The 23462-nt window shown below is 68.1% G+C and carries 21 protein-coding genes and 8 pseudogenes; 12 read left to right on the top strand and 17 right to left on the bottom strand.

Annotated features, from left to right (window positions below; all coding sequences use genetic code 11):
- Positions 1–138: 138 nt before the first annotated feature.
- The 3 genes and pseudogenes from OG303_RS01340 to OG303_RS01330 form a co-directional block, all read left to right on the top strand.
- Positions 139–735 carry a DUF308 domain-containing protein gene (locus OG303_RS01340; protein ID WP_405863839.1) on the top strand — a complete coding sequence of 199 codons (597 nt, stop codon included), beginning with the start codon at positions 139–141 and terminating at the stop codon, positions 733–735.
- Between the two features lie 341 nt (positions 736–1076).
- Positions 1077–1330 (top strand): annotated as a pseudogene (locus tag OG303_RS01335) (IS5/IS1182 family transposase); the annotation flags it as partial.
- 58 nt (positions 1331–1388) lie between these two features.
- Positions 1389–1523: pseudogene (locus OG303_RS01330) on the top strand (RICIN domain-containing protein); the annotation flags it as partial.
- Positions 1524–1640: 117 nt separating this feature from the next.
- On the opposite strand, the gene OG303_RS01325 reads toward OG303_RS01330, so the two are convergent.
- From OG303_RS01325 to OG303_RS01310, 4 genes are read right to left on the bottom strand one after another with little or no spacing between them, the layout of a single operon-like run.
- Positions 1641–2357, bottom strand: coding sequence for a TetR/AcrR family transcriptional regulator C-terminal domain-containing protein (locus OG303_RS01325; protein WP_405863837.1), 717 nt, complete (start codon positions 2355–2357; stop codon positions 1641–1643).
- Positions 2358–2416: 59 nt separating this feature from the next.
- A complete protein-coding gene (locus OG303_RS01320; RefSeq protein WP_405863835.1) occupies positions 2417–3394 on the bottom strand; it encodes a phosphotriesterase in 978 nt (325 codons plus the stop codon).
- On the bottom strand, positions 3391–4437 hold the full coding sequence (locus OG303_RS01315) for a phosphotriesterase (protein WP_405863833.1): 1047 nt from the start codon (positions 4435–4437) through the stop codon (positions 3391–3393). Before OG303_RS01315 ends, OG303_RS01320 begins: the two co-directional genes overlap by 4 nt.
- Positions 4434–5750 (bottom strand): MFS transporter, encoded by a 1317-nt coding sequence (locus OG303_RS01310; protein ID WP_405863831.1) that lies wholly within the window; start codon positions 5748–5750, stop codon positions 4434–4436. The genes OG303_RS01315 and OG303_RS01310 overlap by 4 nt, the downstream gene beginning before the upstream one ends.
- Positions 5751–6032: 282 nt before the next feature.
- Between OG303_RS01310 and OG303_RS01305 the strand changes: the two genes are divergently transcribed.
- From OG303_RS01305 to OG303_RS01295, 3 genes are read left to right on the top strand one after another with little or no spacing between them, the layout of a single operon-like run.
- Entirely contained in the window at positions 6033–7394 is a 1362-nt protein-coding gene (locus tag OG303_RS01305; protein ID WP_405863829.1) for an aminotransferase class III-fold pyridoxal phosphate-dependent enzyme, read from the top strand.
- Entirely contained in the window at positions 7391–8683 is a 1293-nt protein-coding gene (locus OG303_RS01300) for an aspartate aminotransferase family protein (RefSeq protein ID WP_405863828.1), read from the top strand. Before OG303_RS01305 ends, OG303_RS01300 begins: the two co-directional genes overlap by 4 nt.
- Positions 8680–10695, top strand: coding sequence for an acetoacetate--CoA ligase (locus tag OG303_RS01295; protein WP_405863826.1), 2016 nt, complete (start codon positions 8680–8682; stop codon positions 10693–10695). The genes OG303_RS01300 and OG303_RS01295 overlap by 4 nt, the downstream gene beginning before the upstream one ends.
- 414 nt (positions 10696–11109) lie before the next feature.
- Here OG303_RS01295 and OG303_RS01290 read toward each other — a convergent pair whose 3' ends face one another.
- The 3 genes and pseudogenes from OG303_RS01290 to OG303_RS01280 all read right to left on the bottom strand — a co-directional run bounded on the left by OG303_RS01290 (position 11110) and on the right by OG303_RS01280 (position 13040).
- Positions 11110–11421: a putative quinol monooxygenase gene (locus OG303_RS01290; protein WP_405863824.1), complete on the bottom strand. Its 312-nt coding sequence runs from the start codon at positions 11419–11421 to the stop codon at positions 11110–11112.
- Between the two features lie 75 nt (positions 11422–11496).
- Positions 11497–11912: pseudogene (locus OG303_RS01285) on the bottom strand (transposase); the annotation flags it as partial.
- Positions 11913–12131: 219 nt separating this feature from the next.
- Positions 12132–13040 (bottom strand): LysR family transcriptional regulator, encoded by a 909-nt coding sequence (locus tag OG303_RS01280; protein ID WP_405863823.1) that lies wholly within the window; start codon positions 13038–13040, stop codon positions 12132–12134.
- Positions 13041–13112: 72 nt separating this feature from the next.
- On the opposite strand from OG303_RS01280, the pseudogene OG303_RS01275 reads away from it, so the two are divergent.
- Together OG303_RS01275 and OG303_RS01270 are read left to right on the top strand one after the other, a co-directional pair.
- Positions 13113–13475: pseudogene (locus tag OG303_RS01275) on the top strand (RidA family protein); the annotation flags it as partial.
- Between the two features lie 39 nt (positions 13476–13514).
- Positions 13515–13895, top strand: coding sequence for an antibiotic biosynthesis monooxygenase family protein (locus OG303_RS01270; protein ID WP_405877038.1), 381 nt, complete (start codon positions 13515–13517; stop codon positions 13893–13895).
- 237 nt (positions 13896–14132) lie between these two features.
- Here OG303_RS01270 and OG303_RS01265 read toward each other — a convergent pair whose 3' ends face one another.
- The 6 genes and pseudogenes from OG303_RS01265 to OG303_RS01240 form a co-directional block, all read right to left on the bottom strand.
- Entirely contained in the window at positions 14133–14363 is a 231-nt protein-coding gene (locus OG303_RS01265; RefSeq protein WP_405863821.1) for a hypothetical protein, read from the bottom strand.
- A 251-nt stretch (positions 14364–14614) separates the two neighbouring features.
- Positions 14615–15432 (bottom strand): annotated as a pseudogene (locus OG303_RS01260) (IS5 family transposase).
- A 76-nt stretch (positions 15433–15508) separates the two neighbouring features.
- Positions 15509–16120 (bottom strand): hypothetical protein, encoded by a 612-nt coding sequence (locus OG303_RS01255; RefSeq protein WP_405863819.1) that lies wholly within the window; start codon positions 16118–16120, stop codon positions 15509–15511.
- Between the two features lie 296 nt (positions 16121–16416).
- Complete coding sequence (locus OG303_RS01250) at positions 16417–16746, bottom strand: hypothetical protein (RefSeq protein WP_405863817.1); 330 nt, start codon at positions 16744–16746, stop codon at positions 16417–16419.
- Complete coding sequence (locus OG303_RS01245) at positions 16739–17473, bottom strand: NAD(P)-dependent oxidoreductase (protein WP_405863815.1); 735 nt, start codon at positions 17471–17473, stop codon at positions 16739–16741. The genes OG303_RS01250 and OG303_RS01245 overlap by 8 nt, the downstream gene beginning before the upstream one ends.
- A 14-nt stretch (positions 17474–17487) precedes the next feature.
- Complete coding sequence (locus tag OG303_RS01240) at positions 17488–17958, bottom strand: DUF4291 family protein (RefSeq protein WP_405877036.1); 471 nt, start codon at positions 17956–17958, stop codon at positions 17488–17490.
- A gap of 303 nt (positions 17959–18261) precedes the next feature.
- Here OG303_RS01240 and OG303_RS01235 point away from each other — a divergent pair, with 303 nt between their 5' ends.
- Positions 18262–18414 carry a hypothetical protein gene (locus OG303_RS01235; protein ID WP_405863813.1) on the top strand — a complete coding sequence of 51 codons (153 nt, stop codon included), beginning with the start codon at positions 18262–18264 and terminating at the stop codon, positions 18412–18414.
- Between the two features lie 141 nt (positions 18415–18555).
- Here OG303_RS01235 and OG303_RS01230 read toward each other — a convergent pair whose 3' ends face one another.
- Positions 18556–19014 carry a hypothetical protein gene (locus OG303_RS01230; protein WP_405863811.1) on the bottom strand — a complete coding sequence of 153 codons (459 nt, stop codon included), beginning with the start codon at positions 19012–19014 and terminating at the stop codon, positions 18556–18558.
- A gap of 54 nt (positions 19015–19068) precedes the next feature.
- Positions 19069–20337, bottom strand: coding sequence for an MFS transporter (locus OG303_RS01225; protein WP_405863809.1), 1269 nt, complete (start codon positions 20335–20337; stop codon positions 19069–19071).
- Between the two features lie 386 nt (positions 20338–20723).
- On the opposite strand from OG303_RS01225, the gene OG303_RS01220 reads away from it, so the two are divergent.
- Positions 20724–21533 (top strand): transposase family protein, encoded by an 810-nt coding sequence (locus tag OG303_RS01220; RefSeq protein ID WP_405863807.1) that lies wholly within the window; start codon positions 20724–20726, stop codon positions 21531–21533.
- Positions 21534–21590: 57 nt separating this feature from the next.
- Here OG303_RS01220 and OG303_RS01215 read toward each other — a convergent pair.
- Positions 21591–21866: pseudogene (locus tag OG303_RS01215) on the bottom strand (RHS repeat-associated core domain-containing protein); the annotation flags it as partial.
- On the opposite strand from OG303_RS01215, the pseudogene OG303_RS01210 reads away from it, so the two are divergent.
- Both OG303_RS01210 and OG303_RS01205 read left to right on the top strand, forming a co-directional pair.
- Positions 21866–22426: pseudogene (locus tag OG303_RS01210) on the top strand (transposase); the annotation flags it as partial. The pseudogenes OG303_RS01215 and OG303_RS01210 overlap by 1 nt on opposite strands.
- 341 nt (positions 22427–22767) lie before the next feature.
- Positions 22768–22920, top strand: a pseudogene (locus tag OG303_RS01205) (IS630 family transposase); the annotation flags it as partial.
- 104 nt (positions 22921–23024) lie between these two features.
- On the opposite strand, the gene tnpA reads toward OG303_RS01205, so the two are convergent.
- Positions 23025–23453, bottom strand: a complete 429-nt coding sequence (tnpA, locus tag OG303_RS01200) for an IS200/IS605 family transposase (RefSeq protein ID WP_405863805.1) — start codon at positions 23451–23453, stop codon at positions 23025–23027.
- Positions 23454–23462 lie beyond the last annotated feature (9 nt).

Below are 23462 nucleotides of genomic sequence, written 5' to 3'. Positions count from 1 at the left end.
GAGGACGGCAGAACCCATTCGATTCGAAGTGGATGGCAGAACTACTTCGTTCGAAGTACACGGCCCCTCCCGAAGCCGCTGAGACTCCTCATCGAGGCGACCGTCTCACACCATCACGATCACAAAACGGGACACCCGATGACTCAGACCACCGTGCCTTCGAGCACGACCACGACCACGACGACGCCCTCCGGGCTCCGATCGCTCTACCTGATCCGAGTCGCCTTCTCCCTGATCTGGGTGGCACTCGTCATCACGACCTCCGCCTCGCTCGTGTCGACGGACAGGCCCACAGCGATGGCAGCCCTGCTGCTCGTCATCTACCCCCTGTGGGATGTCATCGCCACGCTCCTCGAGCGTCGCATGGCCGGCACCGGCTCCACGGACCGCGTCGGTAGCACCAACATGGCTCTCGGCCTCGCCACCACCGCCGGGATGATCATCGCCGTCCTCTCCACCATCGGGACGGCCCTGCTTGTGTTCGGCATCTGGGCCCTCCTTTCCGGAGCAATCCAGCTCGTCGTGGCGATCCGGCGCCGCCGCACCGTCGGTGCCCAGTGGCCCATGGTCATCAGCGGCGGACAGTCCGTCCTCGCCGGTGCCACTGTCGCTGCCACGTCCGCCTCGGCGACGAGCAGCCTGTCCACCGTCGCCGGATACTCGGCCTTCGGTGCCTTCTGGTTCCTTGTCTCCGTCATCGCCCTGAGCATCCGCGGCCGACGCGAGAAGCGTTGACCACCGCCGTCGGAGCCACCGCCTCTCCGTATGACTGCAAGACAGCGTGGCCGGGTCCAGGATGGGGACGCAGATCACGGAGGGGGAGGGCGTGCAGCTGACCATCGATACCCGGGCCGACACGTACGAACAGGCGATCGCGGCAGTGCAAGCCGCGTACGGGCTCAACCCCGCAGCCGTGGCGAGCGGTTGGCCGGTTGTCCCTGCTCTCGAATCCCGGCCGGGCCCGGAAACCCTGAGCAGCGAGGACCTCTGGGAGGGCTGGAGTGACCGGATGCTGTCGACCGCACCCTGGAAGGCCACGAGTCCGGTCGCAAGCGCGGCAAGACCATCGGCGCGCGGGCGTCACCAACCACGACATGCCGGAACGCTACGGCCCATGGCAGACCGTCTACACCCGCTTCCGCCCTTATGCCCTGGACGGCGTATTCACCCGGGCCCTGCAGCAGATCCAAGCTGGTGCGGACGCGGCCGGCGACATCGACTGGCTCGTCCAGATCGACTCCACCATCGTCCGCGCCCACCAGCACGCCGCCGCCACCGGCCGAAAAGGGGGCGCCGGCGGCAGGACGAACCGGACGATCACGCCCTCGGCTGATCCCGAGGAGGCCTGACCACCAAAATCCACCACCAAGCAGCCACCGAACTGGTGGTACGACAAGATCGCCAACTACAACAGCGGGCTCCTGCTCGGCGTCGACCAGATGAGCACAAGCTCCGGTGCCCAGGTCCTGCAGTGGTCCGACAGCGGCACGGCCGACCACCTGTGGAAGCTCACCTCTGGCTGAGGCAACCGTCAAGGGTCCCGCGCTGGTCGTCCACGGCGAGCGCGGGAGCGCCCTCATGCCCGGGTGGCGACCGGTACGGCGTCAGGGTGTGCTGCCTCGCCCTGGACACCCGCTCGGTCACTGTGCGGTGAGCTTGGCGCGCAACCCCAGGATCAGCAGTTCCAGCGTGGTCTCGAAGCTGCGGTCCATGGGCCGGTCCCGGCCGGAGTCCCATCGGACCAGGAACGCGTTGTTCTCCAGAAGACCGAGATTGCGGGTCAGGGCAGGGAAGGTGTTCGGGTTCACCGTCCGCAGCTGGGCCGCGTACTCCTTCTGCCAGCCCTCCTCCACATCCGCCGGCACGCTGGAGAGTTCGAGGGTGACCCAGCCGAGCACGAATCCGACCACCGCGTTGTACACCTCGACCAGATCCCGCCCCGAGAAGCCGGCTTGTTCCAGCACGCTCACCACCCGCTCCGTGAACGGGACCGCGGTGGTGCTCACCACCAACTGGGAGCCCAGGATCGGGGCGAGGTTGGGGTGTCGGTGCATCGCCCGTCGGCACAGCCGGGCGACGTCGATCAGCCACTCGTCCCAGGCCATGCCGTGGTCGGCGGGGAGTTCGATGTCCTCCAGCACCCGTGCCGAGACGGCCGCCACGAGCTGGGCCTTGCTGCCGGTGTGCCAGTACAGCGCGGTGGGGTAGACCCCCATCTCCCTGGCGAGCGCCCGCATGGTGAGCGCGTCCAGGCCGTGCAGGTCCACATAGCGCAGAGCCGCGTCGATCACCTCCGTGCGCGACAGCGGACTGCGGGCCGTCTGCCTTCCCCCGCGCCGGCCGCTGCTCTCGCCCATTCGGTGTCCCTCTCTGCATGGTTGGTGTGAACGGACACACGTTAGCCCGACGGCTCGGGTCAGGAGCACAGCAGGCGGGCCGGGTTGGCCGTCGTGATGTGGTCGAACTCGCCCGCGCCGAGTCCGGCCGCCAGCAGTCGTTCGCGGAATCCGGTGTGGACGAACCCGTACCCGCCCCCTCCGTGGGCGCGGAGCTGGGAGAGCAGGCATACGTCGTGGGAGAGCAGGATGTTGTCGATGTACCCGGCTCGCACCAGATCCAGCACCATCCGTACCCGGTGGTCGACTTCGCGGGGGTGGTCGGTGTTGATGGTGTCGACGCCGACGTAGGCGCCGCGGCGGGCGATCCGTTCGGCGTAGCCGGGGGCGGTCACTGTGTCGCAGTGGCCGATGGCGATATGTGCCGGGTCGGCTCCCTCGGAGGTGAGCAGGTCCAACTGCGGCAGGCCGACCGGCCAGCGGGCCGCGTGGGTGTGGATGGCCGCTCCGGTCGCCTGCTGGGCGCGGGCGGCGGCGCGCAGCGAGCGTTCCTCGGCCGCGGAGATGTACCACTTGTCGCAGCCCACCTCGCCGATGATCCCGGCCCGGATCCCGCCGGTGCCGGGGAAGCCCTCGGTGAGGTCGCGGACGATCTCCTCGGCGACGGCGTCGGCTCCGTGCCGGTCGAACCAGTCCCGGTCCAGGAACGGGTCGCGGTAGTGCCCGGTGCCGAGGACCACGTGCAGTCCGGTGGCCTCGGCGACCCTCTGTACGGCGAGGACGTTCGCCGGGTCCCGGCTCGCACCGGGCGGGGGAGGAGCGGCCCCGGCGTCCGGGGCGGCGCCGGGGGTCAGCTCGGCGGTCGTCAGGTCGACGACAGTGGTGCCGCCCAGGCCGGTGAAGACGCTCAACTCCTCGGTGACGGCGGCCTCGTCGGCGATGAGCCCGTCGCCGCGCCGCTCCCGCATCAGGTTGATGAACAGGTGCTCGTGGGGCAGCACCGTGCCCAGTTCCTGACGGGCAACCGGGCCGCGGGCGGTGGACACCGTGTTGGTCATACGGTCCTTCCGGGGAGATCAGGGACGGCGGGGAGGGTCAGCAGGCGGGCCGGGGTGGTCCGGGTGATCCTGTTGACGTCCTCGGGACTGATGCCACGCGCCAGCATCAACGGCAGCACGCGCCGCAGGATGTGGGCGTAGCCCTCGCCGCCGTAGCGGGTGAGCTGGGTGCGGCGGCAGACGTCCTCGGCGATGGTGATCCGTTCTCCGTGCCCGGCGGCGACGAGCGCGGCGATGTGGCGGACCCGCATGCCGTCGTTCGGTAGATCGACGGTGGGATCGGGCGGGTAGTAGCTGGACTCGGTCCCGAAGAGGTCGAATTCGAGGACGCAGCCGGTGTCGGTGAGCGCGAGCATCTCGTCGAACTCGAAGAGCGTGCGGTCCACATGGCACAGGACGGTCCGCGCGGGGTCCGCGCCCGCTTCGACGGCCTGGCGCAGGTGCAGCAGCGGGGCCTTGTGGTGCCGTCCGGGGTGGATCAGGAGAGCGGCGCCGGTAGCCGCCTGTGCCTGGGCGGCGGCCTGGAGGACCTTCACTTCGTCCGGGTGCGGGGGCCACGACATGCCGATCTCGCCGATGATGCCGGCGCGGATGCCGGTGTCGTCGGCGCCGTGCTCGATGTCGCCGGTGATCTGCCGGGTGATGGCGTCGCGGGGGAGTGCGGTGACCTCGGGCGGGTGGAACGCGGCGACGTAGTAGCCGCTGCCCATCACCACGTGGACACCGCTGCGGCGGGAGATCTCGCGCAGGCCGGCCGGGTCGCGGCCCAGGCCCACCGGAGTGGCGTCCACGACGGTGCCGCCGCCGGCCTCGCGGTAGAGCGCCAGTTCGTCGACGGCGGTGTCCACCTCGTCCAGCACCAGGTCCCGTCGGTTGTTCCGGTCCACGCGCGAGGTGAAGTAGTTGGTGGGGGTGAGGGGTTCGTCGACGGCGTCGTGCGGTGCGTAGCGGCCGAGGTCGGCGAGGAGGTGTTCGTGCGGCTGGACGTGGCCGAGCCGGTCGGGATCGACCGGCCCGAGCACGGTGTGGACGATGCCGTTCATGCGCCCAGTTCCTTCTTGTGGGTCTCCCGGGTCAGCAGGACGGCCAGCGCGGTGACGGCGCAGGTGCCCGCCATGAACCAGGACACGTACAGGGCGTTGGGCGCTCCGCCGCCCGCTGCCAGCAGGCTGGTCGCGGCGATCGGGGCCAGTGCGCCGCCCGCCACGGAGGCGATCTGGTAGCCGAGCGAGGCCCCGGTGTAGCGCGTCCCGGTACCGAACAGCTCGGCCAGGAAGGCGCCCATCGGCCCGTACATCAGGGAGTGCAGGCCCAGCGCCAGCGCGTAGCCCAGCAGGAACAGGCCGGTGGAGTGCTCGTTCACCAGGGGGAAGAGGAGGAAGGAGTTGAGGCCGAGGAGCACCGCGCCGGTGAAGTAGACCGGGCGGCGGCCCACCCGGTCGGACAGCGCGGCGGCCAGCGGCAGACAGACCAGTGAGACGGCCGAGGCGATCATGAGGCCGTTCAGGGCGGTGTCACGGCTGTGTCCGACCTGGGTGGCGTACGAGATCACGAAGGTGATCAGCACCGAGTTGGCCGCGAACGGGCCGAACCCGATGAGCGCGGCCAGCAGCAGTTCCTTGGGCTGGGTGCGCAGCAGTTCGACGATGGGCGGGCGTTGCCGCTCGCCCTGTTCGCGCTTCCTGGCCTGCTCGGCCTGCGCGGCGGTGAAGGCCGGTGTCTCGGAGACGCCGATGCGGATCCACAGTCCCACGGTGGCCAGGACGACGGTCATCAGGAACGGCACGCGCCAGCCCCAGGCCATGAAGTCCGACTCGGGCAGCCTGTTGGCGAGCGAGAAGACGAAGGTCGACAGCAGCAGGCCGGTGGGCGCTCCCATCTGCGCCACGCTGCTCCACAGCCCGCGCCGTCCCTTGCCGGAGTGCTCGACGGTCATCAGGACCGCGCCGCCCCACTCGCCGCCGACGGCGACTCCCTGTACGAGGCGCAGCAGCACCAGGAGCGCGGGGGCCCAGATGCCGATGGTGGCGTGCGTGGGCAGCAGGCCGATCAGGGTGCTCGCCGCGCCCATCAGCAGGATGCTCGTCACCAGCATGCTCTTGCGGCCCAGACGGTCGCCGAAGTGTCCGAAGAGGATGCCGCCGAGCGGGCGGGCCCCGTAGCCGACGGCCAGTGTGCCGAACGAGGCGAGCGTGCCGGCGGCCGGGCTGAGTTCGGGGAAGAAGAGCTTGTTGAACACGAGCGCGGAGGCCGTGCCGTACAGCAGGAAGTCGTACCACTCCATGACGCTGCCGAGGTACGCCGAGACCAGCACCCGGCGTGAGCCGGTGGGCGGGATCTCGTTCTCGGGGGACACAGGAGAGGTTCTTTTCGGGGAGGGGGAGGTTGCCGTCATCGTGACTCCGGGGACGTCGAAGGAGCGGGCACAGCCGTCGCGGCAGCGCTGTACGTTGGACAGGGTTACTTGTCCGACGTACAACGGTCAAGAGGTCGACGCCCGCCGTAACGCCACGTAACGCTCGCGCAACGCCTCGGCGCCTCGGCGCTCTGGCTCTTGTCCCACGTACAATGCATACTGGCCGATGTACATGATCGAGGTCGCTCCTTTCCTCGCCCCCACCCGATCCAGGAGTCCAGAATGCGCCCAGCCACCTCACCGCCCCGTACGGCCATGCGGCCCGACGGCAGCCGACTGATCAAGTTCTACTTCGGCGAGGAGCTGCCGTTCGTCAGCCACGGACGCGGCGTGTTCGTTTACGACACCGACGGGCGCAGATACCTCGACGGGTGTTCCGGGGCGGTGACCGCGAACCTGGGGCATGCCGACCCGCAGATCCTGCGGACCATGAGCGAGCAGGCGGAACGGATCACCTTCGCGCACCGCGGCTCCTTCCACAGTGAGCAGTCGGAGCGCCTGGCCGACCGGCTCGGCGGGATGACGGGTTACCCGTACGTCTTCCTGTGCAACAGCGGGTCGGAGGCCGTTGAGACCGCGCTGCGGCTGACCCTGCAGTACTGGCGGGAGCGGGGCGAGCCCGAGCGGTCGCGATTCGTCTCCCACGCGGTCAGCTACCACGGCGCCACCCTCGGCGGCCTGTCGTTGTCCGGCCATCCGCAGCGCCGCTGGGTCGCCGAAGCGCTGCTGCACGGCTTCAATGAACTCACCCCGCCCTACGCCTACCGGTTCGCCGAGGGCCGCGACGACGACGAGTTCACCGCGTTCCTCATCGAGCGGGCGGCCCGGGTGCTGGACGCCCACGGCCCCACCCTGGCCGGTGTGGTGGTCGAGCCCGTCGGCGGCGCGGCCGGCGGCGCCATCACACCGCCCGACGGCTACCTGCCCGCCTTGGCGGCGCTGTGCCGTGAGCGCGGGGTACCGCTGATAGCCGACGAGATCATGACCGGCATGGGCCGCACCGGCACCATGCTGGCCGCGCAGCACTGGGACGTACACCCCGACATGGTGGTCCTCGGCAAGGGAATGGGCGCCGGATACGCGCCCGTGTCGGCGGTGCTGGTCGGCGAGCACTTCGTCGACACCATCGCCGCCGGGACCGCGGCCGTCACCAACGGGCACACCTACGGCGGCAACCCGCTCGGCAGCGCCGTCGCCCTGGCCGTCCTGGAGGCCGTCGAGTCCCGGGACCTGGTGACGAACGCGGCGGCACGCGGCAAGCAACTGCGCGCAGGACTGGAGGAGTTGGCGGAACGGCAAGAGGTCATCGGCGAGGTCCGCGGGCTCGGTCTGCTCCAGGGCCTCGAACTGGTCGCCGACCGTGCGACCAGGAGCCCCGGCGACCCCGTCGGCTCCCTCACCCGCGCGGTCGTGCTCGCCGCCCGCGACCAGGGACTGCTCGTCTACCCGGCGACCGGCGGCATCAACGACGCCGTCCTGATCGCCCCGCCGCTCACGACCACCCCCGAGGAGATCGACCTGCTGCTCGAACTCCTCGACGCCGCGCTGACCGCGCTGGACCGGAACGCGGGGTCCGCCGCATGACGATGCTCGCCGCCCACCCGCCCCAGCACCCCGCCGTACTGGAGACACTGCTCGCCGAGTACCGCGCCCGCACCACCGGATCCGCGACCGCCTTCCGGCGATCCGCCGCGGTGCTGCCCGGAGGCGAGACCCGGAACGTCACCTACTACCCGCCGTACCCGGTCATCCTCGCCGAGGGCCACGGCTCGCGACTGCTCGACGTCGACGGCACCGAGTACCTCGACCTGGTCAACAACTACACCTCGCTCGTCCACGGCAACGCCTACCCGCCGGCCATGGCGGCCGCCGCAGCCGTACTGACATCGGGCGCGGTCTTCCCCAGCCCGCACGAACTCCAGCTGGAACTGGCGGAGTTGCTCGCCGCCCGCATCCCCTCGGTGCAGCGGGTGCGGTTCACCAACTCCGGGACGGAAGCGTCGGTGCTGGCCGCGCGCCTCGCCCAACGGGCCACCGGGCGCGGGCGATTGCTGCTGTTCGACGGCGCCTACCACGGCAGCGCACCTCCGCTGCTGGCCGACGGCCCCGAGGTCGTCACCGTCCCCTACAACGACATCGACGCCGTACGGGAAGCGCTCACCGAGGACATCGCCGCCGTGTTCGCCGAACCCTTCCTCGGCGCCGGGGGTGTGATCCCGGGACGGCCGGAGTTCCTGCGGGCCGTCGCCGAACTGGCCCGTGAACGCGGGGCGTTGTTCGTCCTGGACGAAGTGCAGTCCCTGCGCAACTCCGTCGGCGGCGAGCAGACCCGGCTCGGTCTGCACCCCGACCTGACCGTCATGGGCAAGGTCATCGGCGGGGGCATGCCGATCGGTGCGATCGGCGGAAGCGAGGAGTTGCTGCGGCTGACCGCGGCGACCACCGACGGCGGTCTCGCGCACTCCGGCACGTTCAACGGTCACCTCACCGCAGCAGCGGCCGGCACCGTCACGCTCCGGCATCTCGACGCCCCCGCGATCGACCGTCTCGATCGGGCCGCGCATCGCCTGGCCGATGCCATCACCGCGGCGGCGGTCCGTGTGGGGATCCCCGCCACGGTGACCCGCGCCGGATCCATCCTCAACGTGCACTTCACCCCGACCGCGCCGGTCGACGCCGAACAGGCCCGCGCCACCGCCAGCACCCCGCTGCTCGGTGCCCTGCACCTGGCACTGCTTCTCGACGGCGTCTACACCACCCCGCGAGGAATGATCAACCTCTCGACCGCCCTCGACACGGACAGCCTGGACCGTGCCGCGCAGGCGTACGCGAACGCCTTCCAGCGCATGGCGGAGATGGAGGTCACCCCATGAACGAGCCGGAGTTGCTGCGCGAACCGGCCCCCGACGTGCTCCGCACCACCGCGATCGGCGACTACCTCACCTGGCTGGAGCGCACCCGGGACCTCACCTTCGCCGACTACCAGGACCTGCACCACTGGTCGGTCACCGACCTCGAAGGCTTCTGGTCCTCCATCTGGGACCACTTCGACGTCCGAACGCACACCCCCTACGACCGGGTGCTGGGCCGACCGGACATGCCCGGCGCCGAATGGTTCACCGGCGCGACCCTCAACTACGCCGAACACGCCCTGCGATGGGCCGAATCCGCGTCCGACGACGTGGCCGTGCTGGCACGTTCGCAGACCCGCGGGCCCATGGAGCTGACCTGGGGCGAACTGGCCGACCAGGTCGCCCGCGCCCGGGCCGGTCTGCGCCGCCTCGGTGTCCGCCGCGGCGACCGGGTCGTCGCCTACCTGCCGAACATCCCCGAAACCCTCGTGGCGTTCCTGGCGACCGCGAGCCTGGGCGCCGTCTGGGCAAGCTGCGCACCGGAGTTCGGCGCCCGCGGCGTCATCGACCGGTTCGCCCAGATCGAGCCCACCGTCCTGTTCGCCACCGCCGGATACCGCTACGGCGTGAAGGACATCGACCGCCGGGAGGAGGTCGCCGCGATCCGCGCCGGCCTGCCCACCCTGCGGGGGGTCGTCGACGTCCCGTACGGGTCAGGCGAACTCGCCGACGACACGGTCGCCTGGGCGGACCTCCTCGCCGCACCCGCCGACCCCGGCTTCGACCCCGTCCCGTTCACGCACCCGCTGTGCGTGCTGTTCTCCTCCGGTACGACGGGCAAGCCCAAGCCGATCGTGCACGGCCACGGGGGGATCCTGCTGGAGCACCTCAAGAACCACTCCCTGAGCTGGGACCTGCGCACCGGCGACCGCATCCTGTGGTTCACCACCACCGCGTGGATGATGTGGAACTCCCTGGTCTCCGGGCTGCTCGTGGGCGCCTCCCTCGTGTTGATCGACGGCAACCCCCTGCACCCCGGCCTGGACTGGCAGTGGCAGCTCGCGGAGGAGACCGGCGCCACGCTCATGGGCGCCAGCCCCGGCTTCCTGATGGCCTGCCGCAAGGAGGGCCTGACCCCGGCCAAGGACCATGGCCTTGCCCGGCTCCGCCAGATCGGCGCCGCGGGAAGCCCCCTGCCGGCCGAGGGATTCCACTGGGTGCGCGAGCAGTTCGGCCCCGACGTGCTGCTCAACGTGGGCAGCGGCGGCACCGACGTCTGCACCGGAATCCTGCAGGGCGGCCCGCTCCAGCCGGTCTGGGCCGGCGAGATCTCCGGCCCCTGTCTGGGCGTCGCCGCCACCGCGTACGACGATGAGGGCAACGAAGTCACCGACGCGCTCGGCGAGTTGGTGATCACCCGACCCATGCCCTCGATGCCCGTCGGCTTCTGGGGCGACACGGACAACTCCCGCTATCGGGCCGCCTACTTCGACACCTACCCCGGTGTGTGGCGCCACGGGGACTGGGTGCGCTTCAGCGCGGCGACCGGCGGTTGCACGGTGGCCGGACGCTCCGACGCCACCCTCAACCGCGGTGGAGTGCGCCTGGGCACCGCGGAGTTCTACCGCGTCGTCGAGGAACTGCCCGAAGTCGACGACAGCCTGGTCGTTCACTTGGAGGACCAGGCCGGTGGCCCCGGTGAACTGCTGCTGTTCGTCGTACCGCGCGCCGGCGACGCACTCGACGACGTCCTGCGACGACGGATCACCATCGCGCTGCGAGGTGCCCTCTCCCCACGTCATGTGCCCGACAGCATCACCGCCGTGCCGGTCGTCCCGAGGAACCGCACCGGCAAGAAACTCGAACTGCCCGCGAAGAGAATCCTGTTGGGAGCCGCTCCGGCCGACGTCGTGGACCGGGACACCCTGGCCGACCCGACAGGACTGGACACCTTCGCCGCCCTGGCCGCCCAACGTCCCACGCCGGCCGCCATCGATGTCCACGTTCACGTCGAACCGGACGCCCACGGCTGATACTCACTCGACGGTGAGCTCACGGTCGCCTCGGCGTCCTGCTTCCAAGCCGGCTTCCCTCGCGCCCGAGTCGTGCGCGTACGCCACCGCCGATGCGCTCCTCAAACGTACGACCGTTCCGATACCGGCCCGATCACGTGTGTCGGTCCGTCACAACGCCGACTGCCGTGCGCTCTTGGGCCGTGGCAGGTGGGGAAGACGCGTCACAGCCCCGTCGCAGGTGACGGGCGACACTGGGCGAGTGCGCGGGTTCGGCTCTGTGGGCCAGAGATCGGATGTCTATAGGTGTGCGCCACCGAGTGCCACAGCGGGCTTTGAGCGGAGGTATTGTCAAGACCTGTGGGTAGCTTGGTTCTAGCGGCTTCTTTCGCCAGTGACGAGTCGACCGGTCGTGCCACAAGCGCGGAGTAATGATCAAGACTCGGTGATTCGGCCGTGCACATGGACGGCGTGGCCGTAGAAGCCCTCGGGTTGCTGAGCCAGGAGTGGAAACACCCGGCGAGTCACCGCCGCGACCGGCTCGGAACGGGTGACCGCGTCGTGTGCTTCCTTATCAATCCACAGCTGCGTCAGCCAAACCGTGTCCGGCTCGTCAAAAGCCGTGTTGATGCTATAGGTAAGTAGGCCGCTGTCCTCGCCGCCTGCGCGGAATCCATCAAGGAGCAAGGTGATCAGCTCGTCACGCCGACCAGGCAGTGCCGTCATTCGTCCATAGACGCTGAACATATTCCCACTGGACACGCGCGTTCACCCCTCGCCGGATCGATCCGCGTGCGAGCCTAGCCGCCCGCGGGCTCCGCAACGGCGAAGTGCCGGCACGAAGTCCCGGAGGACAGGCCATGCAGGTACAGCGTGGGCAGCACCTCGGTGATCTTCGGGGTCTTGCGGGCCCGGGCGGGCAGGATGGCCGAGGCGAACCGCTGCCGTTCGCCGGTTTCGGGGTCGACGCGTCTGTCGTTGACCCACGGTGCGATGACTTCCACCGACCCCGCCGCGGTGAGCACCTCCCGTGGCTGGGGGTAGCCGTTGCGCACGACCAGGCGGTGGCCGTGCTCGTCGCGCTGGTCGGTGAACGCGGCGACGTAGGCGTCGACCTCGGCGCGCAGGCCTTCGGCCAGCATCCGGCGGGCGCCTTCGCGCACGATCTGGTCGATCAACTCGCCGGTGGCCGGCTGGTCGTTGTCACCGGATTCGGGGTCAGTGACTACGGTGAGCATGGGCGCGTCTGCCCAACCGACGCGCCAACGTCGGCTCGCTTGAGACCAGTTACTCGATCACCAGGAAGGCACGCCCTTCACCGGCCGATCCACAGGTCTCAAGCATTGCTGCTTTGAGCGTGAGTTCGTAGGCCAGCGGCCACCGAACACCGCCGTCCTGGGCCTCTACCCGGGCGAGGACGCGCACACGCACAGCGTCGTGTGGCGAGATGATCGCGGCTAGGACCTGTCCGGCGGATCTTGGCTCATGATCGCCAGTAGGCGTGTGACCAGGGGATTATGGTCGTTTTTGCGCCAGGCGACGGCCACTCGTGTGCGGGCGGTGCCTGGTTCGATCCTGCGGAAGGCGACACCTTTGAGGCGGATGCGTCGGATGCTCGCCGGGGCCAAGGAGACGCCCAGACCGGTTTCCACGAGGGCGCACACGGTTTGCCACTCCACCGCGTGCTGGACTATCTGCGGTTCGAACCCTGCTGCGGTGCACAGGCCGATGATCTGATCATGCAGTGTCGGGCCGACCGTACGGGGCAGCAGCACGAAGGGCGAGTCCGCCAACTGTGCAAGCCGCACGGTCCGTTGGGTGGCCAGAGGGTGGGTGGACGGCAGCACGGCCACGAAAGGCTCGCTGAGTACCGTACTGAAGCCGAGCTCTGTCTCGTCGGTGGGGGGCTCACGCAGTAGACCGATGTCGATGGTCTTGTCGTGCAGGGCGGCGATCTGTGGAGCGGTGGTCATCTCGTGGATGTCCAGGTGCACACCAGGGAACTGGTCACGGAAGGTGCGCAGCAGGCCGGGCAGGATCGTCAGGGCGAGGGAGGCGGCGAAGCCGATCCGTAGGCGGCCGGCCTGGCCATTGCCGACGGCCCGGGCTGCGGCCAGGCCGTCCGCGAGGTCGGTGAGTGCCCGCCGGGCGGCGGGTAGCAGTTCGCTGCCGGCTGGGGTCAGGGTGACATGCCCTGGGGCGCGGGTGAACAGCTCGTGGCCGACCTTGTCCTCCAGGCGGCGGATCTGCTGGCTCAGCGGCGGCTGGGCGATGCCCAGGCGGGCGGCCGCGTGGCCGAAGTGGAGTTCCTCTGCGAGCACGACGAAGGCGCGCAGCTGCGGTAGGGGGAGTTCGGGGCGCTCCATACGCCCAGAGATATCAGACCATGCATGTGGCCGTAATAGACGTATCAGTGCCGGTCATTTAGCGTTCGGCGCATGACAGAGCGACGCGCGATCCTCAGCGGCTCGGCCTTTGAGGAGCAGATCGGCTACGCCCGTGCTGTGGTCGACGGCGACTGGGTGCATGTGTCCGGGACGACCGGGTTCGACTACGCCACCATGACGATCTCCGACGACGTGGTGGAGCAGGCCGAGCAGTGCCTCCACAACATTGAGGCCGCACTGGCCGAGGCGAAGTGCACCTTCGCCGACGTGGTGCGCGTGCGCTACCTACTGCCCCACCGCGAAGACTTCGAACCCTGCTGGCCGGTCCTGCGCCGCTACTTCGGCGACGTTCAGCCCGCCGCCACGATGCTCATGTGCGGTCTCGCCGACCCGCGGATGAAGATCGAAATAGAGGTGTACGCGCGGCGGCGCATCCCGCCTCACAGTGGCACCATAAGCAATCACTCGGAAGCGCCTGTCGTGCCCGTCGAGGCCTATGAACCCCCCTACTACGCGGCCGTCTTCACAACGGTACGAGCGCACGACCAGAGCGACTACAGCGAGACCAGCGCACACTTGGAAAACCTGGTGAAGGACGTCCCCGGGTATCTGGGGATGGACCACGCGCAGACTCCTGGCGGGCTGGGCATCACCGTCAGCTACTTCCGCGATGCCGACGCCCTCACGGAGTGGCGGACCAACGCCGAGCACCGCGCGGCGCAAAAGCGCGGGCGAGCCCAGTGGTACCAGACCTATACGCTGCATGTGGCGAAAGTGGAACGAAGCCACGGATTCGTGCGCGCAGATGTCCAGCAGAGCCCGAAAGCAGGCTGACCAACCAAAGGCACCTCAGCGACCGTCCTGCCACAAGCTCGCTTCGAACGAATCGGCGTGCCCTCCCAAGCCCGATCCAAGGACTGTCCGGACCTGTCCGGGCGGTCATGTGCGCAGCCAGATGACCAGGGTGGCTGCGATGGCAGTACCGAGGAAGACGTAGCCGCGTTTGGCGTAGCGAGGGGCCACGGCTCGGGACTGCTTGAGCTTGTTGATCGCCCGCTCGACGGTGTTGCGTTACTTGTAGCGCTCCTCGTCACAGTTGGATGGCCGTCCGCCGCGTGAGCCTTTGCGCAGGCGGGCGGCCCGGCTGTCGCTCTTCTCCGGGATGGCGTGCCGGATCCCCCGGCGCCGCAGGTACTGGCGGCAAGGTCCGTTGCTGTAAGCCTTGTAAGCGGCGAGGCTGTCGGGTTTCGTGCGTGGTCGGCCCGGGCCCTGACGCGGGATGCGGATCTTCTCCAGCACCATCTGGAACTGTGTGCAGTCTGTCTGCTGTCCACCGGTGACGACCGCCGCAGGAACCAACATCATCCGCCTCAGCGAGTGCTTCCCACCCGGCACTACACCGGCTCCTCGAACCCGACCACCCAGCCAATTCCAACGGCTCTGCCAAAGGCTGACGGCATAGAGATCACCAACAGCATCCAAGAAGTGGACCAGAGCCGCGAGTCGCCGACAGAGCCATGCTGCAGGATCTCAATGGGTGGGGCTTACAGGCCCTAACAAAGCCGCTGTACGTGCCTGTTGGTGATCAGGCAGACGGCGAGGCCGAGGAAGGCTTCGTGGATGTCGTCCCGTCGTTCCCAGCGGACGCGTAGACGGCGGAAGCCGTGGAGCCAGGAGATCGTACGCTCGACGACATACCGGAAGATGCCCAGGCCGGAGCCGTGTGGCTGGCCCCGCTGCGCGATCACAGGGCGGATCCCGCGCTGCCAGAGCAGACGCCGGTACTTGTCGTGATCGTAACCGCGGTCGGCCAAGAGGGCGTCCGGCCGCCGACGCGGCCTGCCAACCAGGCCCGCCACCGCCGGGATCTTGTCGAGCAGGGGCAGAAGTTGCGTGACGTCGTTACGGTTTCCGCCGGTCAGCGACACCGCGAGCGGGATGCCCTGCCCGTCGACGATGAGGTGGTGCTTGCTGCCCGGCCGTCCACGGTCGACCGGGCTGGGCCCGCTTTTGGGCCCCTACGGGCCGCCCGCACGTGCGAGGAGTCGATCACCGCCCGCGACCAGTCCAGCTGGTTCTTCGATCGCAGCTTCTCCAGCAGCACCACATGGAGTTGGTCCCAGACGCCGGCTTCGTTCCAGGCGGCCAGCCGCCGCCAGCAGGTCACGCCCGAACCGAAGCCCAGCTCCTGGGGCAGGTACTCCCACTGGATGCCGGTATGCAGCACGAACAGGATCCCGCACAGTGCCTGCCGGTCTGGTACTCGAGGTCTGCCCTCGACCAGCTTCGGCGCTGGCTCGGGCAGCAACGGCTCGATGAGCGACCACAGTTCATCCGACACGATCCACGGCCGCGACTGGCGCTTCCCCATGACCGGACCAACGAACGGACAAGCCAACAGTCACATGATCAACGGCTTTTGTTAGAGCCAGTTAACGGGGGTGTTGTCAGGCGGGCTGCTGCGGGGGGTGCTCGTCGGGCGCAGCCGTCTTGGCTGCGTCGGGGGCGGTGTAGAAGACGGACGCGCCCTGCTTGGTGCGCTGGGCCTGACTCTTGGCCACGAGCCCTTCGATCGTCGTGCGTACCACGGTTGTTTTGATGGTGCGCTCGGGGTGCTGCTGTCCCAGTGCGGTGGTGATTTCGGCAGCGGAGCGGGGTTCGCTTTGGCCTGCAAGGTGTTCGCGGACGAGGTCGACGAGCGTGGGTGAGAGTGACGCCGTGGCCGGTGCCTTGGCGGTGCTCTTCTTACCGGTCTGTTTCCGGTCCGCTGCGGCGGGCTTCTTGTCCTTCGTCTGCTTGGTCGCGCCTGATGCCTTCGCTGCCTTCTTGCGGGCAGCAGGCACCGTCGCGGCGGGTTCGGCTGCCGGCGCTGCAGGCGCGGGAATGCCGAGGGCCTGCTGGATGTTCACCAGGACGGTGTGGTCGTGCCGCAGGGCAGCCAACTGCGCCTGCAGCCCTTCGATTTCACCGCTGAGGTGTTCCTGATCCTTGAGGTTACGTTCAAGGTCACCGGCCACCTGCGCGCTGTACTGCGAGGTCAACTCGGTGGTTTCGGACATGGTACTCACACCTTTCCTGGGCGCCACGGCCAGCGAGCCCGCGGCGTATGCGAAATCTAACGTGTGTGCTTTTCCGCCTGGTGCCATGTGAGCAGTAACAGTTACTGCCGCACAGTTGTGTCGTAGTGATACCACGGAAGTCACCTGCGCCGTTCTCTGCTGCATGGCTGAGACACCTGCAGGCAGAACTTGCTTGTGGGCCAGTGCGCAGGCGTTCCGACGCCGCCGGTGGTGCTGACGTATACGTGACGGATGCGGTGAGGAGCTACCGCGGGCTGGTCAGGGACACGTTGGCGTCATCGGTGCGTGGGTGGTGCGGCTGCGCCGGTCGCGGCGAGGCCGGCTCGCGCTTCACCGGTGCGCCCTCGGTGAGGGAGCTCTCGAAGTTCCTCGGCTGGCAGCGCCGCTCCTGCCGAAGCGGCACCGCCTCCTGTGGTGAGGGTGTACTTGGCCATGGCCTCGCCCTGCAGTGGGCGCGGGATGTCCCTTTCCAGGGTCACCTCCAGCAGCGAGAACCGTCCGTCGGTGTCACCGGTCATCGCCTTCACGCAGAACGCGGGCGGCAACGGGATCCGCCCCGGCCGGGCGGCACCCGGCGCCAGCAGGATGAACCGGTCGTCAGCCACGAACGCGCCCCTTCGTGCTCCCGTTCTTCTCGCCCTTGCCGCTGAACGCCTCGTTGCGGATGAGGTCGAGGAAGCTCGGGGTGTCCTGCGTGGTGCGTACGTCGATGAAGGCGCGCACATGCCGGTCGTCGACGGCCTGCCGCAGCAACTCGTGCGCGAGGTCGGCCCGCGCGGTGTACCGGCCGGGGAGGCGCTCCCTACCGACCTGGTAGTCGCTGACCGCGTTCCTGTCGAACAGGCCGCCGGGGCGAATGACCGTCCAGTCGAGATCGGTCTCGCGGACGATCTCCTCCATGCGCCGCATGTCGTCGTACACGGTGCGCCCCATGAAACGTACGACGGACGGCTCCAGCACCTTTCGGAACAGAAAGCCCTCGCCGGGCGCCGCCGTCCCGAAGAGCACGGTCGAGGTCACGCCGACGACGCGTCGGACGCCGTGCCTGGTCATGGCCTGCATGATGTGACGGATGCCGACGGAATACACGCTGACGGGGCTTCGGCCGTAGGGGACGCCGAGTGCCGAGATCACGGCGTCCTGCCCGGCCACCGCTCGTTCGACCGCGGCGGAATCGAGCACATCCGCCTCAATCACCCGCAGCCGCGGACCACTTACCGGAAAGGTCTCGGGATGGCGCGTGACGGCGGTGACCGTGTGCCCCTCGGCACTCGCCTGTTCGGCGGCCAGCCGCCCGGTCGTTCCGTTCGCCCCGAAGATGACGATGTTCACTGGTTTTCCCCTCTTCAAGTCGGTTCTGCCGACAAGAGGGCCGAGACGGCTCGGAGTGTGACGCCGGAGAGGGCCGGTGAGACATGGACGACACTTTCCGAAGGGAAGTCACACTCACGTGACCGGGCCAACCGCTCGCCAGGGCTGCTCACTTCGCCCGCCAGAACCATTCGTTGGCCTCCGGCAGACACAGCAGCACGACCGCCGGCCCCCCCAGCAGCACGAGCACCGTGGCGTCCAGGAACTCCCCGGGCGCCTGGGCCTTGCCGATCGCGCCACAGCAACTCGCGGTACCTGTGTGCCACCTGCCCGTTCCCCTCGTCTCCAGCCACGGAAAGAGGTTGTGAACGCGGCTTGATGACCCACGTCATGCGTTCGCGCTTGAATGGCGCTACGAACGTCCGAGCGCGCAAAGCCGGTTCCGCGATCTCCTGCGGGTATGCCTGATACACCGCGATCGTGGAGTCGGCGTATTCCGCCCGCACGATCCGCCCCTGCTCTGCCTCCGTCACCGGCCGCGCACCTCGGACGCCCACGTACCCGCCTTGTGGACTTCCGGTCCTTCGACATGTGCGGCACCGGCCGCGTACAGCAGCCACTGCAGCTCAAGGGAGCCGTAGAAGGATTCCCCCCCCGCTGTCGACCCAGACGCGGAGCCGCGACGGCCCCACCCGGACGATGTCCCAGAACTCCCAGCCGCGAGAATCCTCGTCCGGGTCGAACCGATAGATCCAGTTCTGCAAGGACCAAGGGCCTCCACCGCTACGGTCCACGTACGCGGTGCGGCCGTGTCGGACGCATTCCTGTGGCGGCACATGGCCGTCCCGGACGGAGGCAGTCGTGAACCAGTCAGGGAACTCGTCCGTCGGCAGATCTGCATCGTCGAACTCCGCCGTGCAGGCCAGGTGGAGGGCGGCCGACAGGACGCGACGTACGCGTAGCGCGTACGCCTCGGGGGTCCCCTCGAATACATCGACAGTGAAAGCGGCCAGAACCGGCGGAGCCGACTCGATCGCGGGACGCTGCCGAACACGGTCCAGTTCGGCAGCGACACTCTCCTCGCTGTGAATCATCGCGGGATCCTATCCTTCCTGTTCGACACGTCCGGAGCCCTTGATGATGTTGTCGCGGAGTTCGTTGAGGAGCTTGGCCGGGATTCCGTAGAGGTCCTTCCCCTTGGTCGGATCGGAAATTTCCGGGTACTCCTGGAGCAGGCCTTTCCATTCCGTGCGGGTGGAGGCGTCACCGTCAGGATGATCATCCTTGTTCTGCGGCCGAGCGGATTCACGGACCTTGACCAGGTAGTCTTCGGAGATCTTGAAGGAGGCGATCTGGCCGCCGTCGCCCCGGTATTCCAACGTGTGCTTGATATTGCCGCTCATGTTCAGATAGAGCTTGCCTTTAGCGGTGATCGTCACCTCGCCGTTCTCACCGATGTGAATCCGCTGACTCAGTGAGGTTTTCTCAGTGGCGAGATTCTTCCCATCCCGTTTGGCGCTGATTGTCGCGATGACAGCTGCGTCGCTGACTGGGAGCGACATGTCAACGAGTAGCGCCCCTGCGATCGGGGAGGACGTTGCGCGAGATGGTCTGTTTCAGGATGCCTTTTGGTTGGCGGGTTTCTCGATCTCGGTGGTCACCCGTGCCCCTCGGAAGAGCACCGGGAGCCACAGGAGACATGCCAGCAGGGGGATCGCGGCGTAGGTGGCCATGCCCGCACTGGAGCCCAACCCGTCCATGAGCGCGCCGAGGACGAGATAGCCGATGCCGATGAGCGCCGACTCCACGAATGCGATCATCGACAGCAGGCTCGCCCGGTGGCGCGACGGCACTGCCTCGTTGAACACGTTGTCCACGATCACGGCGGTGATCTCGGGAATCCCGGCCAGGACCAGGAACGCGGCGATGGTGACCCAGACAAGGCCGAGGCCGCTCAGGCCGAGCGCCACGGCGAGCGTCAGGAGAGATACCGGGACGATGACCCGATACCCGATGCGCCGGTCCGCGTGGTCCGACAGCAAGGGAGTGAGCCCGCCGGCGAAGAATCCCGCCGCTATGACCACGCTGACCAATGCGGTGCCCGCTCCCTGATCGGAGAGGGTCTTCTGCGTAAAAATGATGTACGGCGTCAAAGTCGCATGCATCAATCCGGACACCACGACAAGCGCCACGAGCGCGGGCGTGGCGACCCGAAGCATCGCCCGCCATGCTGTGGCGTCGCCGTGCTCCTCGGCTCCGTCCTGCTCGTCCACCGCGTCCGCGCCGCGGATCTCGGGCACCCCTGACATCAGCACCACCACGGCCAGGACGAGGCACGCCGCCGAACCGACGTAGACGACTCCCCAGGAAATCTGCTGCAGTTGGCCGCCGAGGACGATGGCGGCTCCCGAGGTGACCGTCCCGAGCATGGTGAACCGGGACTTGATCTTGACGTAGCTGGCCGTTGCACCACGACGCACGAGCAGGTCGTACAGCAGGGCGGTGTCCGAACCGGACACACATGCCATGCCCACGCCCTGCCCGATGAACAGCGCCAGGAACACCCAGTAGTTGGAGAACGCCACCTGACCGAGCAGACATCCAGCTATCAGCATCTGGCCGATCACGATGCTGGCACGCCTGCCGATTCGGTCGGCGATGACTCCCGTCGGCAACTCCGCAAGTCCACTGACCAGGTAGAGCAGTGTCTGCAGTAGGGCCACTTGCCCGACGGAGAAGCCGCGCTGATAAAGGAAGAGGACGAATACGCCGCGCTGGAACAGCGTGTTGGCGAGCACGGCGTAGACGTAGAACGGGCGCGTGACACTTCGTGCTGCATCGTCGACTGCAGCCGACCCGCCAAGGGCCTCCGTGGTGCCGGTCATGCTGCGGGCTCCCCCTGGTGACTCCGGTGATCATTAGTGTTGGGTCTCCGCCGCCGACCGGAACCTCCAGTCGATACTTCGCGCAGGATATTGGGCCGGCCATCCGGGAACCGTTGCCAGCGCCGCGGCCATCCTCGGTGGAGGTGTCAAATGCTGGGAGTAGTAGCGTGCATCTTCTGGAAACGGTTGCGTACATCTTGGAGCCAGCGCGGGCATGAAGTCAGGGAAATCCCAGACCTCGTCACTGAGTAATGATCTTCGCGAAGCTATGTGAACCGCTCGATTCGGGACGGGTGGGGCAGGTGGGCCCCGATCGTCGAGAGACGTGAAGCCCCTGGTAGGACGGTTCTCACCACAAGATCGTCCGCTGAACCAGAGGCTTCAGGTTGGCCACCTATGCTGCCACGCTCGATGTCCCGCGCTACATCGTGGTGCACCTCTCCCGGCTGCTTGCCGCGCATCGCCGTCGTCTGGGCACCCTGCGGGGCTCGCGCGCACTGGGCACGGTCCGGCAGGCGGTCCTCGTGCTGCGCTGGTTCCGTGAGCGGGGCTGCGTGCACTGCCTGGCCAGGGACGCCGGCATCTCCCAGGCCACCAGCTATCGCTACCTGCACCAGGGCATCGACTTCCTCGCCGCCCAAGCACCCGATCTGCACGAGGTGTTGGACCGCTGCCGCGAGGAGGAGATGAGTCACGTGATCCTCGACGGCATGCTCATCGAGAGCGACCGCCTGGCCGGCACTCGGGACAACGGCAACGACCTGTGGTTCAGCCAGAAACACAAGAGCTTCGGCGCCAACGTCCAGTTCCTGTCCGCCCCGGACGGCACCCCGCTGTGGGTCTCCGATGTCGAGCCGGGCTCCACCCCGGACATCACCGCCGCCCGGCTGCACGTCCTGCCCGCGTTGTACAAGGCAGCCGCAGACGGCCTGCCCACCCTGGCCGACAAGGGATACATCGGCGCCGGCATCGGCATCCGCGTCCCGGTCCGCCGCCCGAAGGGGAAGTCGCAACAAGCCCTCGACACCGACACCCGCACCACGAACAGCCTGGTCAAAGACCTCCCCGCCCTCGGTGAGCGCACCGCTGCCGAACTCAAAGAACGCTGGCGCACGCTCAAGCGCGTCACCCTCAGTCCCAGCCGTATCGGCGACATGGCCCGCGCCGCCCTTGCCCTCAACCGCCACTGGAAGTGATCTTCACTGAGAAAACCTCAGTGGGTGGTCGGTCTGTTTGCGGTAGACCGAGATCAGGTCCTCGCCGCACTCTTCGAGACCGAGTGGATCGGTCCTGGTGTACGGGTTGTGGACGTAGATGTTGGGGTTGGGGGCGGGTGTGAGACCGAGGGGGTCAGGGGTGAGGTAGCGGGCGGTTTCGGGGTCGTAGTGGCGGAAGTAGTTGTAGTGGAGGCCGGTTTTGGGATCGTTGTACTGCCCGGGGAAGCGGATGGGAGTGTAGGTGGTGGCATCGCTGGTCCAGGTGGTGGCGCCCCAGAGGGTGCTGCGGGCGCGCCAGGCGATGTCCCCTTGGCCCGCTCGGGATCCGGCCCACCGGCGGCAGCTGCTGGGCTGACCAGACCAGGTCCGAGCGGCTGCCTGCCACCTACCACCGCACTCACGGGGTGCGCTACTTCCACGGCTGCTACTCGGTCGGCGACGACACCCTGTGGGGCGTAAACCACCGCAGGAAGGGCGCTGGGAACACCCTGGCCGTGCTGAAGTCGATCCGCGCCGCCCGGCCCGACGGCGCCCCGATCTACGTGATTCTGGACAACCTGTCCGCCAACAAGGGCGCCGGCATCCGCCGCTGGGCGAAGAGAAACAAGGTCGAGTTGTGTTTCACCCCGACGTACGCCTCGTGGGCGAACCCGATCGAGGCCCACTTCGGGCCGCTGCGGCAGTTCACCATCGCCAACTCGAACTACCCCAACCACACCGTGCAGACCCGGGCCCTGCACGCCTACCTCCGGTGGCGCAACGCCAACACCCGCCACCGCGACGTCCTGGCCGCTGAACGCAAGGAACGCGCCCGAATCCGCAGTGAGAAAGGCATTCGCTGGGGCGGACGCCCTCTCAGTCGCGCCGCTTGACTGCACAGGCTTAACGCCGACGCTGCCGCCGCCGCGGAAACAGCGCGCCCAGAGTCGCTGCTACGGCTGCTCCAAACAGCAGCCCACCCCATGGCAGCGCCCCAGCCGTCCCGTGTGAGACCAACCCGTACGTGAAAACCCCGAGACCGCCGCCCACGAGGAAGAAGACACCGTTTCGGAGCGCGAACCACCACCTGGACCGCTCTATCCCTGAAGTCACGACAAGCATTATCCACTCACGCCGACAAGGCACCGCACAGCCAGCCACCTCCAGGTTCGCCGGGTTGGTGGTCGTGGCGGTTGGATGTGCGGTGGCACCCGATCCGACTGCTGGAGGCGCGGTGGCTGAGCCTGTCCGTGTGCGCAGACTGACCGACCAGGAGGGGCAGAAGCTGCAGCAGATCGTGCGCCGGGGCAGCACTAGCACGGTGCGCCACCAGCGGGCGATGATGCTGCTGGCGTCCGCCGGCGGGAACCGTGTTCCGGTGATCGCTCCTCAGCGGGATCTAGCGAGGAACCCCGGGCCTTCGGGTCCGGGAGGAATCGCTTCTCAAGATAGGGGTGACCTGCGCGGTCGTATGGGTCTGCGCTGTTGACCTCAATCGGGGCGCTTCTGGCTTGCGATGTACTCCTTCACCACGGTGAGCGGTGCGCCTGCGCATGATGCGGCGAAGTAGGACGGGGACCAGAAGTGCTCGCCCCACAGGTACGTGCGGACGTGGTCGGGAAACTCCTGGCGGAGTCTGCGGGCGGAGACGCCTTTGAGGCTGCCGACAAGCCGGGACAGGGCGATCTTCGGCGGGTAGTGCACGAGGAGATGTACGTGGTCGCGTTCGCCGTTGAACTCCCGCAGTTCCGCGCCGAAGTCGATACACACGTTGCGCATGACCTCTTCGCAGCGTTTGAGGATGTCGTCGGTGAACGGTCCGCGCCGGTATTTCGGGGTGAAGACCAAGTGCGCGTGCAGGGTGCAGACGACCGTACGGCCCCTGCGGATATCGGGGTTTGGCTCCCAGCGTGGTGACATAGACCACTG

The sequence above is a fragment of the Streptomyces sp. NBC_00005 genome (assembly GCF_045160215.1).
GTDB lineage: Bacteria > Actinomycetota > Actinomycetes > Streptomycetales > Streptomycetaceae > Streptomyces.
The sequence above is the reverse complement of the archived record's forward strand: the minus strand, read 5'-3'. Positions and strand labels throughout refer to the sequence as shown.

Excerpts from the sequence above, each read along its gene's own strand:
- OG303_RS01340 (WP_405863839.1), top strand. The coding sequence starts at position 139 with ATGACTCAGACCACCGTGCCTTCGAGCACGACCACGACCACGACGACG.
- OG303_RS01325 (WP_405863837.1), bottom strand. The coding sequence starts at position 2,357 with ATGGGCGAGAGCAGCGGCCGGCGCGGGGGAAGGCAGACGGCCCGCAGT.
- OG303_RS01320 (WP_405863835.1), bottom strand. The coding sequence starts at position 3,394 with ATGACCAACACGGTGTCCACCGCCCGCGGCCCGGTTGCCCGTCAGGAA.
- OG303_RS01315 (WP_405863833.1), bottom strand. The coding sequence starts at position 4,437 with ATGAACGGCATCGTCCACACCGTGCTCGGGCCGGTCGATCCCGACCGG.
- OG303_RS01305 (WP_405863829.1), top strand. The coding sequence starts at position 6,033 with ATGCGCCCAGCCACCTCACCGCCCCGTACGGCCATGCGGCCCGACGGC.
- OG303_RS01300 (WP_405863828.1), top strand. The coding sequence starts at position 7,391 with ATGACGATGCTCGCCGCCCACCCGCCCCAGCACCCCGCCGTACTGGAG.
- OG303_RS01295 (WP_405863826.1), top strand. The coding sequence starts at position 8,680 with ATGAACGAGCCGGAGTTGCTGCGCGAACCGGCCCCCGACGTGCTCCGC.
- OG303_RS01290 (WP_405863824.1), bottom strand. The coding sequence starts at position 11,421 with ATGTTCAGCGTCTATGGACGAATGACGGCACTGCCTGGTCGGCGTGAC.
- OG303_RS01280 (WP_405863823.1), bottom strand. The coding sequence starts at position 13,040 with ATGGAGCGCCCCGAACTCCCCCTACCGCAGCTGCGCGCCTTCGTCGTG.
- OG303_RS01265 (WP_405863821.1), bottom strand. The coding sequence starts at position 14,363 with ATGGTGCTGGAGAAGATCCGCATCCCGCGTCAGGGCCCGGGCCGACCA.
- OG303_RS01255 (WP_405863819.1), bottom strand. The coding sequence starts at position 16,120 with ATGTCCGAAACCACCGAGTTGACCTCGCAGTACAGCGCGCAGGTGGCC.
- OG303_RS01230 (WP_405863811.1), bottom strand. The coding sequence starts at position 19,014 with ATGTCGCTCCCAGTCAGCGACGCAGCTGTCATCGCGACAATCAGCGCC.
- OG303_RS01225 (WP_405863809.1), bottom strand. The coding sequence starts at position 20,337 with ATGACCGGCACCACGGAGGCCCTTGGCGGGTCGGCTGCAGTCGACGAT.
- tnpA (WP_405863805.1), bottom strand. The coding sequence starts at position 23,453 with ATGTCACCACGCTGGGAGCCAAACCCCGATATCCGCAGGGGCCGTACG.